Genomic DNA, 12,918 nt, shown 5'->3' with positions numbered 1-12,918 from the left:
GCTCGTAGTACTCGCTCAGGGCGTCCAGCACCTGGCGCGGCTTCTGCGAGGTCGCCGCGTTGTCCAGGTACACGATCTTCTTGCCGTCGTGGACCAGACGGTCCAGGATGGGGAAGTCCTTGCGGATCGCCTCGGTGTCGAGGAGGCCCGGCAGCTGCGTCACGCGGATACGCCACCCTTCGTGTAAGCCTCGTAGCCCTCGTTCTCCAGCTTGTCGGCGAGCTCGGCGCCGCCGGACTCGACGATGCGGCCGCCGGAGAAGACGTGGACGAAGTCGGGCTTGATGTAGCGCAGGATGCGCGTGTAGTGGGTGATGAGCAGGGTGCCCACCTCACCGGTCTCGCGGACGCGGTTGACACCCTCGGAGACGATGCGCAGGGCGTCGACGTCCAGGCCGGAGTCGGTCTCGTCGAGGATCGCCATCTTCGGCTTGAGCAGTTCGAGCTGGAGGATCTCGTGGCGCTTCTTCTCACCGCCGGAGAAGCCCTCGTTGACGTTGCGCTCGGCGAAGGCGGGGTCCATGGAGAGGCGCTCCATGGTCTCCTTGACCTCCTTGACCCACGTACGCAGCTTGGGGGCCTCGCCGCGGACGGCGGTGGCGGAGGTGCGCAGGAAGTTGGAGACCGAGACGCCGGGGATCTCGACCGGGTACTGCATCGCGAGGAACAGGCCCGCGCGGGCGCGCTCGTCGACGGACATCTCCAGGACGTCCTCGCCGTCGAGGGTGACGGTGCCGCCGGTGACCGTGTACTTCGGGTGGCCCGCGAGCGAGTAGGCGAGGGTCGACTTGCCGGAGCCGTTGGGGCCCATGATGGCGTGCGTCTCGCCCTGCTTCACGGTCAGGTCGACGCCCTTGAGGATCTCCTTCGTGGCGTTGTCGGCCTCGACGGTGACGTGCAGGTCGTGGATTTCAAGCGTTGCCATGGGTGCCTCAGGACTCCTGGTTGAGGGAGACGAGCACGTCGTCCCCTTCGATCTGAACGGGGTATACGGGGACGGGGCGCGTCGCGGGAAGGCCGGACGGCTTGCCGGTGCGGAGGTCGAACGCGGAGCCGTGCAGCCAGCATTCGATCTGGCAGTCCTCCACCTCGCCCTCGGAGAGCGAGACGTTCGCGTGCGAGCAGATGTCGTTGATCGCGAACACCTCCCCCTCGGTCATCACGACCGAGACCGGCGTGCCGTCGAGTTCCACCCGCTTCGGGGTGTTCTCCTCCAGCTCGCTCAGCCCACAGGCGCGCACGAAGGTGCCGGGGGTGCCGGGCATCAGAGCGACGCCTCCAGCTCCTCGTCGATCTTCACGAGAAGGCGCTCTTCGATGTCGTCGACACCGATCTGCTGGACCAGCTCGGCGAAGAAGCCGCGGACCACCAGACGGCGGGCCTCGTCGGCCGGGATGCCGCGGGCCATCAGGTAGAAGAGCTGCTCGTCGTCGAAGCGGCCGGTCGCGGAGGCGTGGCCGGCGCCGACGATCTCGCCGGTCTCGATCTCCAGGTTCGGCACGGAGTCGACGCGGGCACCGTCGGTCAGAACCAGGTTGCGGTTCATCTCGTAGGTGTCCGTGCCCTCGGCCTTGGCCTCGATGAGGACGTCGCCGATCCAGACGGCGTGCGCCCCCTCGCCCTGCAGCGCGCCCTTGTACATGACGTTGGACCTGCAGTGCGGGGTGTTGTGGTCGACCAGGAGGCGGTGCTCCTGGTGCTGGCCGGCGTCCGTGAAGTACAGGCCGAACAGCTCGGCCTCGCCGCCGGTGCCCGCGTACGCGACGCGGGGGTGCAGGCGTACGAGGTCGCCGCCGAAGGTGACGACGAACGACTTGAAGGTGGCGTCGCGGCCGATCAGCGCGTTGTGCTGGCCGACGTGGACGGCCGTGTCGTCCCAGTCCTGGACGGAGACGACGGTCAGCTTGGCGCCGTCGCCGAGGACGAAGTCGACGTTGGCGGCGAGGACCGCGTCACCGGTGTGGTCGATGACGACGACGGCCTCGGCGAAGGCTCCCAGTTCGATGACCTGGTGGCCGTAGGCGACACCGCCCTCGCCGTGCACGGCGATGCGGATGGGCTCGGTGAGCACCGCCTCCTTGGGGACGGTGACGACGCCGGCCTTCTCGAACGCCGAGTAGGCCTGGGCGGCGACGCGGTCCACCGGCGTGCCGGCCCGGCCGATCCGCGCGTCGTCGCGGGCGACGGTCTCGACGGTGACGCCCTCGGGGGCCTGCACCTCGACCCGTACGCCTCCGCCGGTCGCGACGGCGGTGCCGTCGTGCAGCCCGCGCAGGCGCTCCAGCGGGGTGAACCGCCACTCCTCCTCGCGGCCGTGGGGGACCGGGAAGTCCGCCACGTCGAAGGACGGGGGCGCGCTCATGCGCGTGGCGACGGTCGACTCGGCGGCCACCGCGATCTGGCCCGCGGTGGTGGAGCCCACGGGGATGTTCTGAGCCTCAGCCATGGCTGTCGGTCTGCTCGCTTTCTTGCGTGAGTGGCTTGACGGGGACTGCGGCTCGGGATTAACCGACCGCGCCCTCCATCTGGAGCTCGATCAGCCGGTTGAGCTCGAGGGCGTACTCCATGGGCAGTTCCTTGGCGATCGGCTCGACGAAGCCGCGCACGATCATGGCCATCGCCTCGAACTCGGTCAGACCGCGGCTCATCAGGTAGAAGAGCTGGTCCTCGGAGACCTTGGAGACGGTCGCCTCGTGGCCCATGGACACGTCGTCCTCGCGGACGTCCACGTACGGGTACGTGTCCGAGCGGGAGATGGTGTCGACGAGGAGCGCGTCGCACAGGACGTTGGACTTGGAGCCGTGGGCGCCCTCGCCGATCTCGACGAGACCGCGGTAGGACGTGCGGCCGCCGCCGCGCGCCACGGACTTCGACACGATGTTCGAGGAGGTGTTCGGCGCCATGTGGACCATCTTGGAGCCGGCGTCCTGGTGCTGCCCCTCGCCCGCGAAGGCGATGGACAGGGTCTCGCCCTTGGCGTGCTCGCCCATCAGGTAGACGGCCGGGTACTTCATGGTGACCTTGGAGCCGATGTTGCCGTCGATCCACTCCATGGTCGCGCCCTCGTACGCCACGGCGCGCTTGGTGACCAGGTTGTAGACGTTGTTCGACCAGTTCTGGATGGTCGTGTAACGGCAGCGGGCGCCCTTCTTCACGATGATCTCGACGACCGCGGAGTGCAGGGAGTCCGACTTGTAGATCGGCGCCGTGCAGCCCTCGACGTAGTGGACGTAGGCGTCCTCGTCGACGATGATCAGCGTCCGCTCGAACTGGCCCATGTTCTCCGTGTTGATGCGGAAGTAGGCCTGGAGCGGGATCTCGACGTGCACGCCCTTCGGCACGTAGATGAAGGAGCCGCCGGACCACACCGCGGTGTTCAGCGACGCGAACTTGTTGTCGCCGACCGGGATGACCGTGCCGAAGTACTCCTTGAAGAGCTCCGGGTGCTCCTTGAGGGCGGTGTCGGTGTCCAGGAAGATGACGCCCTGCTCCTCCAGGTCCTCGCGGATCTGGTGGTAGACGACCTCGGACTCGTACTGGGCCGCGACACCGGCGACGAGGCGCTGCTTCTCCGCCTCCGGGATGCCGAGCTTGTCGTACGTGTTCTTGATGTCCTCGGGCAGGTCCTCCCAGGACTCCGCCTGCTTCTCCGTGGAGCGCACGAAGTACTTGATGTTGTCGAAGTCGATGCCCGACAGGTCGGAACCCCAGTTGGGCATGGGCTTCTTCTCGAAGAGGCGCAGGCCCTTGAGGCGGAGCTTGGTCATCCACTCCGGCTCGCTCTTCTTCGCGGAGATGTCCCGGACGACGTCCTCGTTGATGCCGCGCTTGGCGGAGGCGCCGGCCGTGTCGGAGTCGGCCCAGCCGTATTCGTACTTGCCCAGACCCTCGAGTTCGGGGTGGGCAGTCTCCGTGGGGAGCGTCATGCGGGGTTCCTCCCGGCCGTGCTTTCGGATGCGTTGTGAGTGTCGTGCGAGATCTTGGGGATGAACGTCGTGCACACCCCGTCCCCGTGGGCGATGGTGGCCAGTCGCTGGACGTGCGTGCCGAGCAGCTGGGAGAAGAACTCCGTCTCCGCCTCGCAGAGCTGCGGGAACCGTTCGGCGACGTGCGCGACCGGGCAGTGGTGCTGGCAGAGCTGCTCGCCGACCGGTGCGCTGCGCGCCGTGGCAGCGTACCCGTCCGCGCTGAGGGCCTTCGCCAGGGCTTCCGTGCGTTCCTCGGGGGTCGCGGCCTCGACGGCCTCGCGGTACGCCCCGGCCTGCTCGGCGATCCGGGCACGGGCGAAGGAGAGGATCGCCTCGCCCCCGCCCTCGCGCTCGGCGATCCAGCGCAGGGCGTCCTCGGCGAGCTTGTCGTAGGACTGGTCGAAGGCGTCCCGGCCGCAGTCGGTCAGGGCGAACACCTTGGCGGGACGGCCGCGCGTCCGCGCTCCGTAGACCCGCTGCTCACGCGCCTCCACGACGTCGTCGGCGACCAGCGCGTCCAGGTGACGGCGCACGGCGGCATGGGTCAGGCCCAGTCGGCCCGCCAGGTCGGCGACGGTCGACGGGCCGTGGTCCAGGATGGACCGCGCGATCCGGTTGCGCGTCGAGCGCTCACCGGTCGCGAGTTCCTCCTGCGGGGCCCCCGCGGGGGTCTCCCGAGCCTCGCCAACGTTTTTCACAACACCATTGTTGCGTAATTCCTCAAGGCCTGACAAGCCGCGCCCCCGGAGGTGGACGGTGCGCTGCGTCACTTAGGCATACCTAAGGTGACCTGGGAAAACGATCTTTGATCGATCAATTCGATGGCGCCGGGACGGCCTCTCGGGAAGACTCCGGAACCATGCCGACACCCCTTCCGGCCGGCCCTCTCGTCACCCGGGGCACCCTCGCCGCGGACCTGCGCGCCCTCGGCGTACGACCGGGTGAGACGCTCCTCGCGCACTCCTCGCTCAGCGCCCTCGGCTGGGTCAACGGCGGAGCCGTGGCCGTCGTGCAGGCACTGCTCGACGCGCTCGGTCCGGACGGCACGCTGGTGGTCCCGACCCAGTCCGGCGACCTCTCCGACCCGGCGCTGTGGAGCCGCCCTCCGGTTCCCGAGGAGTGGTGGCCCGCCATCCGGGCGACCATGCCCGCCTACGACCCCCGGGTGACGCCGTCCCGCGGGGTCGGCGTCATACCCGAAACCGTCCGCACCTGGCCCGGCGCCCTGCGCAGCGCGCACCCGGAGACCTCGTTCGCGGCGGTGGGCCCGGCCGCCGCGGAGGTCGTCGGCGGACACGCGCCCGACTGCCGGCTCGGCCGGGGGTGCCCCCACGCCCTTTAGGCGGTGGGGGAGGAGCCCGCTGGCCCGGCTGGAGACCGGCGGCGCCCGCGTCCTGCTGCTCGGCGCGGGCTACGGCAGCTGCACCAGCTTCCACCTGGCCGAGTACCGCATCCCCTCCCCCGTCGTGGAGGTCGGACGGCCCTCCCCCACGGGCTGGGAGACGGTGCGGGAGGTGTCGGTCACCTCCGAGAGATTCGAGGAACTGGGCTCCGACTTCGAGCGGGACCGTCCCGTCGTACGGGGGACCGTGGGCGCGGCCGCGGCACGGCTCTTCCCGGTGGCCGACGCGGTGGCGTACGCGGAGCGGTGGCTGTCACTGCACCGCCCGCGGGACCTGGACGTCGAGACCGCCCCCGCCCCCGGCGGTCCGGCGCCGCGCCGGCGTCCCTAGACTTGCTGCCCATGCGAAGCGAGCCCGTGGTCCAGGTCCAGGCCCTGGTGAAGCGGTACGGAACGAAGACCGCGGTGGACGGCCTCGACCTGGTGGCCGCGGCGGGCATCACCGCCGTACTCGGACCCAACGGCGCGGGCAAGACGACCACGGTCGAGACCTGCGAGGGATACCGGAAGCCGGACTCCGGCACGGTGCGCGTCCTGGGCCTCGACCCGGCGAGACAGTCCGGCGAGCTGCACACCCGGATCGGCGTGATGCTCCAGTCCGGCGGCGTCTACTCGGGTGCCCGCGCGGACGAGATGCTCCGCCACGTCGCCAAACTGCACGCCCACCCGCTGGACGTGGACGCGCTCGTCGAGCGGCTCGGCCTGGAGAGCTGCGGCCGCACGACGTACCGGCGGCTCTCGGGAGGCCAGCAGCAGCGCCTCGCGCTCGCCATGGCCGTCGTCGGCCGTCCCGAGCTGGTCTTCCTGGACGAGCCCACCGCCGGCCTCGACCCGCAGGCCCGCCACGCGACCTGGGACCTGGTCCGCGACCTGCGTTCCGACGGGGTCTCGGTGATCCTCACCACGCACCACATGGACGAGGCCGAGCAGCTCGCCGACGACGTCGCGATCATCGACGCGGGCCGGGTCGTCGCCCAGGGCTCCCCCGAGGAACTGTGCCGCGGCGGCGCCGAGAACACCCTGCGCTTCACCGGCCGCCCCGGACTCGACGTGGCCTCCCTGCTGAAGGCCCTGCCCGCGGACTGCACCGCGGCCGAGCCGACGCCCGGGACCTACCGGGTCGGCGGCGAGGTCGACCCGCAGCTGCTGGCGACCGTGACGTCCTGGTGCGCCCAGCACGGTGTGATGCCGGAGAAGATCTCGGTCGAACGCCACACCCTGGAAGACGTCTTTCTCGAACTGACCGGCAAGGAGCTGCGTTCATGAGCCAGGCACAGCTTGGAGCCGGCCGCCGGGGAGCCGCGTCCGCGACCGCCCCCGGCACGTACACGCCGAAGCCGGGCGCAGCCCCGCTGCGGCGCATGATCGGGGCGCAGGCGGCGCTGGAGACGAAGATGCTGCTCCGCAACGGCGAGCAGCTCCTCCTCACGGTCGTCATCCCGACCCTGCTGCTCGTCCTGTTCAGCTCGGCCGACATCATCGACACGGGTCCGGGCGAGGCCGTCGACTTCCTGGCGCCGGGCGTCCTGGCGCTGGCCGTGATGTCGACGGCGTTCACCGGCCAGGCCATCGCCACGGGCTTCGAGCGCCGGTACGGCGTCCTGAAGCGGCTGGCGGCCTCACCGCTCCCCCGCTGGGGGCTGATGACCGCGAAGACGGTGTCGGTCCTGGTCACCGAGATCCTTCAGGTGATCCTGCTCACCGCGATCGCGTTCGCGCTGGGCTGGTCGCCGCACGGCAACCCGCTGGCCGTGCTGCTCCTGCTGGTCCTCGGCACGGCCGCCTTCTCCGGGCTCGGTCTGCTCATGGCCGGCACGCTCAGGGCGGAGGCGACGCTGGCCGCCGCCAACCTCGTCTTCCTGCTGCTGCTGGTCGGCGGCGGGGTGATCGTGCCGTTGGACAAGTTCCCCGCGGGTGCCCAGGAGGTGCTGGGTCTGCTGCCCATCTCGGCGCTCTCGGACGGGCTGCGCGCGGTGCTCCAGCACGGCGCCCAGATGCCCTGGGGCGACCTGGGGATCCTGGCGGTCTGGGCGGTCGTGGGCCTCGGCGCGGCCGGCCGCTTCTTCCGCTGGGAGTGAGCGGCCGCAGGCGGCGCCCCGCCGCGCCGTGACCGTCCGCGGGGGCGAGCGTCCCGTCCGCCGGGGTGACCTGGGGGTCCGTCCTCGGGCGGACCCTCGTGAAAGCGTGCACAAGCGGGGCCCCTACGATGGTGCGCGTGCAGAACCTGACCAGAGCCGACGCCCTCAGCGCGGTGCGCAACCCGCTCGCCTTCATCGCCGAACGCTGGACCCCGACCTCCCGGACGGTGCAGCGCGCGGCCCTCGCCGCACTCGTCATGGCGGTCGTCATCGTGGTCACCGGCGGTGCCGTGCGGCTCACCGGCTCCGGCCTCGGCTGCCCGACCTGGCCCAAGTGCACCGACGACTCGCTCACGGCGACGAGCGAGATGGGCTTCCACGGCGTCATCGAGTTCGGCAACCGCATGCTGACGTACGTGCTGTGCGCCGCCGTCGGGTGGGCGATCATCGCGGCACGCTCGCAGAAGCCGTGGCGGCGCAGCCTCACCCGGCTCGGCTGGGCGCAGTTCTGGGTCGTCATGGGCAACGCGGTCCTCGGCGGGATCGTCGTCCTGGTCGGCCTGAACCCGTACACGGTCGCCGCCCACTTCCTGCTCTCCACCGCGCTCATCGCCGTCGCCGCGGTCATGTGGCAGCGCACCCGCGAGGGCGACGCGGCGCCGCGTCCGCTCGTCGGCAAGTCGGTGCAGCAGCTCGTGTGGTTCCTGGTCCTCGCCTCGGTCCTGCTGATCGCGGTCGGTACGGTCGTCACCGGTGCCGGACCGCACGCGGGTGACTCGAGCAAGGTCGAGCGCATCCCCGTGAGCTGGGAGGACGTCTCCAAGCTGCACGCGGTGCTGGCCTGGATCGTCGTCACGCTGACCTTCGCCCTCTGGTTCGTCCTGAAGGCGGTGGACGCCCCCCGGGGCCCCCTGCGGCGCACCCGCGACCTGTTCCTGATCCTCCTGGCCCAGGGCGTCCTCGGCTACGTCCAGTACTTCACCGACCTGCCCGAGGCCCTGGTCGCCCTGCACATGCTCGGCTCCTGCGTGGTGTGGATCGGGGTGCTGCGCGTCCTGCTGGCCCTGCGCGAGCGCCCGGAGGCCGTGACGGAACTGCCGGGTCCCGCGGCCGCGTCGGCCCTCACCCGCGCGTAGCCCGTCCCACTCCGACCCGTCTCACTCCAGCCCGTACACCCGCCGGGCGTTTCCCGCCGCCACCATGGTGGCCACGCGCTGGGCGTCGTCCAGCGACCACGCCCCTTCCGCGACCCAGCCGCCGAACACCCGGCCGAGCGCCTCCCGGAACAGCCGGGCGCCCACCACGTGGAGCTCGGGCAGGCCGTGCGCCCCGCTGGAGAAGAGGAGCTTGCCGAAGGGGGCGAGCTCCAGGATCTCGGCGAGGACGGCGGCCGAGCGCGCGCCGGTGCGCACCAGGGCGCCGCCCAGGTCCGCGTAGACGTGCGGGAAGACGCCGGCGAGGTGGGCCGCGTGCCGCTGGTAGGGGTAGCCGTGCAGCAGGACCAGGTCGGTGCCGAGGCCGGCCGTGGCGCGGGCGAAGTCGGTGAGCAGGACGGGATCGGTGCGGTCGATGCGCTGCCCGGGTTCCCCCAGTCCGGCGTGCAGCTGCAGGGGCAGGCCCGAGGCGACCGCGATCCACAGCAGATGGCGGAGCAGGACGGGGTCGGTGAGCGGGCCGCCCACCCGACGGCCCGCGAGCCAGCGGCCCGCCGCCCCCCGCACCTCCCCGGGTCCCGGCGGTTCGGGCGCGAGGGCCAGACCGTGCCGTACGCCCGCCACGGAGGTGAAGGCCACGGCGTTCGCGGCGGCTCCGTGGACGGATTCGGCGAGATTGGCGAGAAAGGCCTCGACGGTTCCCGACGTGTCGGCGACCTGTTCGGCCAGCAGTTCCAGCCGGACGATCTCGTGTGCCCGGGCGGCTCCGGTGGAGGCCATCTCGCCCGGTCCGGTCAGATCGCCGGGCAGCCCGGTGTCGACGAGGTACGTGGTGATGCCGCTGCCGCGCAGCAGTCTGCGGCCCGATTCCAGGACGCCGAGTTCTCGGCGCCGGGCCAGATAGCGGGCGGGCGTGCAGTGCGGTTCGAGTCCGAGCAGGGGCGGGCACCAGCGTCGTACGGCGAAGCCGGTCTGGGTGTCGAAGAAGGTGGTGCCCGCGGCCGGCGGCCCCTCGGTCCTGGCGAGGTGGGCCTCGAACGTGCCGAGGCCCAGCTCCGTCCGCAGTACGCCGTGGCAGTACTGGTCCACCAGGGACGGCGTTTCGATCATCCGGACTCCCCGCGAGTGGACCGTTGCTTTCCAGGTCCTAACGGCTGAGCCGGGTGTCAGGTGTTGGTCCCGCACACCCCGTGCGAACAGCCGACGATTGTCGGCCGTCCGTGCGACGGGTGACGTGTCAGTCGTTGGCGGGACCGCCGAGCTGGATGCCGGCCATGCGCTTCCACTCGTACGGGCCGGTCTTGACCTTGGCCGCGAACTCGCCGTCGAACTCCTCGTGGACGGTGACGCCGGCCTTCTTCACGGCGTTCTCGGCGATCTCGTAGCTCGTCGCCACGAGGTCGCCCCAGCCGCCGTCCTCGCCGACGAGGACGATGCGGGCGCCGCGCTCTCCGATGTACGCGACCTGGGCCTCGGTCCCGCCGTGCGCCTTGGAGAAGGCGGTGATCCGCCGCGCGAGCTTGGCGGCGGCGCGCTCGGCCCTGGGGTCCTGGGCGGTGCCGGGGGTCTCGTCGATCTGCTGGGTGTCTGCCATGGCCAGGATGCTACCGACGGGTAGATCCAACGGCGACGGGAGGGGTGGGGGGGGGGGGGCCCCCACCCCCCCCCCCCCCGCCGGTGTGGGGGGATTCCGGTGTGGGGGGATTCCGGGTACCGAAGGTCAGCTGGTCGTCACGGCGGTGTCGTCCACGACGAAGCTGGTCTGGAGCGAAGAGTCCTCGACACCGCTGAACTTGATGCTCACGGTGGAGCCGGCGAACGAGGACAGGTCGAACGTCTTCTGGGTGTACCCCGTGGCCGCGTTGAGGTTGGAGTACGTGGCCAGCGTGGTCGATCCGGCGGTGACCGTCAGTTTGTCGTACGCCGAGCTGGTGGTGGTCTCAGCGGTGTCGATGTGCAGCCAGAAGGTGAAGGACGCCTTGCAGCCGCTGGGGATGGTCACCGACTGGGAGAGCGTGTCGGTGTGCGTGGAGCCGTAACCGTCCAGCCAGGCCTTGTACGAACCGCCGTGGGCCGCCTGGTCGGTGTCGTTGGTGATGACACCGCTGCTCGCGGTCCAGGTGGTGTTGCCGGACTCGAAGCCGGCGTTGCCGAGCAGCTGCGTCGAGGTGCAGGTGCCGCCACCGGAGGAACTGACGGTCCAGGTGAAGGACGCCGTGCCGGTCGCGCCGGTGCTGTCGGTGACGGTCACCGTGGTGCTGTACGTCCCGGCGGTGGTCGGGGTCCCGGTGATCGCGCCGGTGGAGCTGCTGATCGACAGGCCGGTGGGCAGACCGCTCGCGGAGTACGTCAGGGAACCGCTGCTGGTGCTGCTGGCCGAGATCTGCAGGCTCACCGCGGTACCGACGGTGGAGGACTGGCTGCCCGGGTTGGTGACGGTCACACCGCTGGTCGGCGGGGTGACGTGGCTGCCGACGTTGATGCCGGCGAAGGCGTTCGCCACACCCGCGTACTGGGCCGAGCTCGCCCCGTACAGCGCGGTCGCGGCGTTCAGCGCGGCGGTGCGGGCGCCGGCGTAGTTGGTGCTGGACGTCATGTACGTCGTCAGCGCCTTGTACCAGATCTGCAGGGCGGCGGCGCGGCCGATGCCCGCGACGGCGACACCGTCGGAGGTGGAGCTGTTGTACGTGACGCCGTTGATGGTCTTGGAGCCGCTGCCCTCGGAGAGCAGGTAGAACATGTGGTTCGCCGGGCCCGAGGAGTAGTGGACGTCCAGGTTGCCGACACCGGAGTACCAGGAGTCGGCGGAGGACCCGTCCTTGGACGGCTTGTCCATGTAGCGCAGCGGGGTGCCGTTGCCGTTGATGTTGATCTTCTCGCCGACGAGGTAGTCACCGACGTCGGTGCTGTTGTTCGCGTAGAACTCCACGCCGGTGCCGAAGATGTCGGAGGTGGCCTCGTTGAGACCGCCGGACTCACCGGAGTAGGTCAGGTTCGCGGTGTTGGAGGTGACGCCGTGGCTCATCTCGTGGCCCGCGACGTCCAGCGAGGTCAGGGCCTTGGTGCCGCCGGAGCCGTCGCCGTAGGTCATGCAGAAGCAGCTGTCGTCCCAGAAGGCGTTGACGTAGTTGCTGCTGTAGTGCACGCGGGAGTAGGCGGCCACGCCGTTGTTCTTGATGCCGCTGCGCCCGAAGGTGTTCTTGTAGAAGTCCCAGGTCGTCTGGGCGCCGAAGTGGGCGTCCACACCGGCGGTCTGGGTGTTGGAACCCGAGCCGGTGCCCCAGACGTCGTCGGCGTCGGTCATCAGGGTGCCGGTGCCGGAGGTGCCGTTGTTCAGCGAGTACGTCTTGTGGGTGCCGCGGGTCGTGTCGTTCAGCTGGTAGGTCGAACCCGACAGCGTGGTGCCGATGGTGACCGTGCCGCTGTACTGGCTGTTGCCGGTACCGGTCTGGACGCCCTCGTACCGGGTGATCTCCGCACCGGTGACGGCGTCGGTGATGACGTGCAGCTTGCTCGGCGTGCCGTCGTGCTGGAGGCCGGTGACCACGGTCTCCCAGGCGAGCCTGGGGGTGCCGGTGCCGGCCCAGACGACCTTGCGGGCACTGTCCGTCGCGGGCTTCTCCGCCTTGAGCGACCTGGCCGCCTTGAGGGCCTGGGTCCCGGCGGTCGCCTCGGTGACGGCGGCGGTGGTGCTCGCGACCTTGATGGTGCGCTTGCTGTTGAAGGTCGTGCTCACCGTGCCGGTGGCCTGCGAGGCGGGCGGTGTGTGGACCACGAGGTCGCCGCCGAGCACCGGGAGGCCGGCGTAGGTGCGCTCGTAACGGGTGTGCAGGGTGCCGTCGTTGTCCTTGACGACGTCCTTGACGAGCAGCTTCTCCTTCGAGCCGAGGCCCAGGGTGCCGGCGGTCGTGGCGGTCTGCTTCGACGCCTTCGTCAGCAGCGCCGTGCGCTGGGCCGGGGTGAGCTTCGCCTCGAGTCCCCCCGTGCGCAGGGGACTCGTGTGGGGGGCGGGCTTGGCGACTGCCGGGACCGTCTGTATGCCGACGGCCAGCAGCGCGGCGGAGGCCACCAGGGCTCCGGCCGCGGTCGCCTGACGGGGGAAACGTCTCACTCGTACTCCTACTGCTTCGGCCGCGGTCGGCGGCCGGTGACAGACCGGGCAGACGGGATGTGCTGTCCGGGAAGAGCTGAGCAGGGCGCGCGGGAACGCGACTGCGGGCAGGCCATGGACGACCCGCTCCACAGGTGTGGGAAGGATCGCATCTTTGACCGAGCCATGACACGAGGTCATCGGCGATCGAGGGTTATCCCTACGCC

12 protein-coding genes and 1 pseudogene are annotated in these 12,918 nt (G+C 70.5%); 4 read left to right on the top strand and 9 right to left on the bottom strand.

Annotation, left to right across the window (positions count from 1 at the left end; translation table 11 throughout):
• The 6 genes from ACFW6B_RS38475 to ACFW6B_RS38450 form a co-directional block, all read right to left on the bottom strand.
• The coding region (locus ACFW6B_RS38475; protein ID WP_386604046.1) for an aminotransferase class V-fold PLP-dependent enzyme at positions 1-163 on the bottom strand (163 nt) is incomplete at its 3' end.
• On the bottom strand, positions 160-924 hold the full coding sequence (sufC, locus tag ACFW6B_RS38470; RefSeq protein WP_151470343.1) for a Fe-S cluster assembly ATPase SufC: 765 nt from the start codon (positions 922-924) through the stop codon (positions 160-162). The genes sufC and ACFW6B_RS38475, both read right to left, overlap by 4 nt.
• A 7-nt stretch (positions 925-931) precedes the next feature.
• Positions 932-1,264 (bottom strand): non-heme iron oxygenase ferredoxin subunit, encoded by a 333-nt coding sequence (locus ACFW6B_RS38465; RefSeq protein WP_386604040.1) that lies wholly within the window; start codon positions 1,262-1,264, stop codon positions 932-934.
• Positions 1,264-2,445: a Fe-S cluster assembly protein SufD gene (gene sufD / locus ACFW6B_RS38460; RefSeq protein ID WP_386604039.1), complete on the bottom strand. Its 1,182-nt coding sequence runs from the start codon at positions 2,443-2,445 to the stop codon at positions 1,264-1,266. The genes ACFW6B_RS38465 and sufD overlap by 1 nt, the downstream gene beginning before the upstream one ends.
• A gap of 58 nt (positions 2,446-2,503) precedes the next feature.
• A complete protein-coding gene (gene sufB / locus ACFW6B_RS38455) occupies positions 2,504-3,925 on the bottom strand; it encodes a Fe-S cluster assembly protein SufB (protein ID WP_037625848.1) in 1,422 nt (473 codons plus the stop codon).
• Positions 3,922-4,665 (bottom strand): helix-turn-helix transcriptional regulator, encoded by a 744-nt coding sequence (locus ACFW6B_RS38450; RefSeq protein WP_386604037.1) that lies wholly within the window; start codon positions 4,663-4,665, stop codon positions 3,922-3,924. Before ACFW6B_RS38450 ends, sufB begins: the two co-directional genes overlap by 4 nt.
• A 161-nt stretch (positions 4,666-4,826) precedes the next feature.
• Between ACFW6B_RS38450 and ACFW6B_RS38445 the strand changes: the two are divergent.
• The 4 genes and pseudogenes from ACFW6B_RS38445 to ACFW6B_RS38430 all read left to right on the top strand — a co-directional run bounded on the left by ACFW6B_RS38445 (position 4,827) and on the right by ACFW6B_RS38430 (position 8,583).
• Positions 4,827-5,700: pseudogene (locus ACFW6B_RS38445) on the top strand (aminoglycoside N(3)-acetyltransferase).
• An 11-nt stretch (positions 5,701-5,711) separates the two neighbouring features.
• On the top strand, positions 5,712-6,635 hold the full coding sequence (locus ACFW6B_RS38440) for an ABC transporter ATP-binding protein (protein ID WP_386604035.1): 924 nt from the start codon (positions 5,712-5,714) through the stop codon (positions 6,633-6,635).
• On the top strand, positions 6,632-7,447 hold the full coding sequence (locus ACFW6B_RS38435; RefSeq protein WP_386604033.1) for an ABC transporter permease: 816 nt from the start codon (positions 6,632-6,634) through the stop codon (positions 7,445-7,447). Before ACFW6B_RS38440 ends, ACFW6B_RS38435 begins: the two co-directional genes overlap by 4 nt.
• Positions 7,448-7,575: 128 nt before the next feature.
• The gene (locus ACFW6B_RS38430) at positions 7,576-8,583 is read left to right on the top strand and encodes a heme A synthase (RefSeq protein ID WP_386604031.1); all 1,008 of its coding nucleotides are present in this window, start codon (positions 7,576-7,578) and stop codon (positions 8,581-8,583) included.
• Between the two features lie 21 nt (positions 8,584-8,604).
• Here the strand turns inward: ACFW6B_RS38430 and ACFW6B_RS38425 are convergent, their stop codons facing one another.
• The 3 genes from ACFW6B_RS38425 to ACFW6B_RS38415 all read right to left on the bottom strand — a co-directional run bounded on the left by ACFW6B_RS38425 (position 8,605) and on the right by ACFW6B_RS38415 (position 12,712).
• A complete protein-coding gene (locus ACFW6B_RS38425) occupies positions 8,605-9,711 on the bottom strand; it encodes an amidohydrolase family protein (RefSeq protein WP_386604029.1) in 1,107 nt (368 codons plus the stop codon).
• 127 nt (positions 9,712-9,838) lie between these two features.
• Positions 9,839-10,195, bottom strand: a complete 357-nt coding sequence (locus ACFW6B_RS38420) for a hypothetical protein (RefSeq protein ID WP_386604027.1) — start codon at positions 10,193-10,195, stop codon at positions 9,839-9,841.
• Between the two features lie 126 nt (positions 10,196-10,321).
• Positions 10,322-12,712 carry a M4 family metallopeptidase gene (locus tag ACFW6B_RS38415; RefSeq protein ID WP_386604025.1) on the bottom strand — a complete coding sequence of 797 codons (2,391 nt, stop codon included), beginning with the start codon at positions 12,710-12,712 and terminating at the stop codon, positions 10,322-10,324.
• Between the last annotated feature and the right edge of the window lie 206 nt (positions 12,713-12,918).

This window comes from Streptomyces sp. NPDC058751, from assembly GCF_042746485.1.
Classification (GTDB): Bacteria; Actinomycetota; Actinomycetes; order Streptomycetales; family Streptomycetaceae; genus Streptomyces.
The sequence above is the reverse complement of the archived record's forward strand: the minus strand, read 5'-3'. Positions and strand labels throughout refer to the sequence as shown.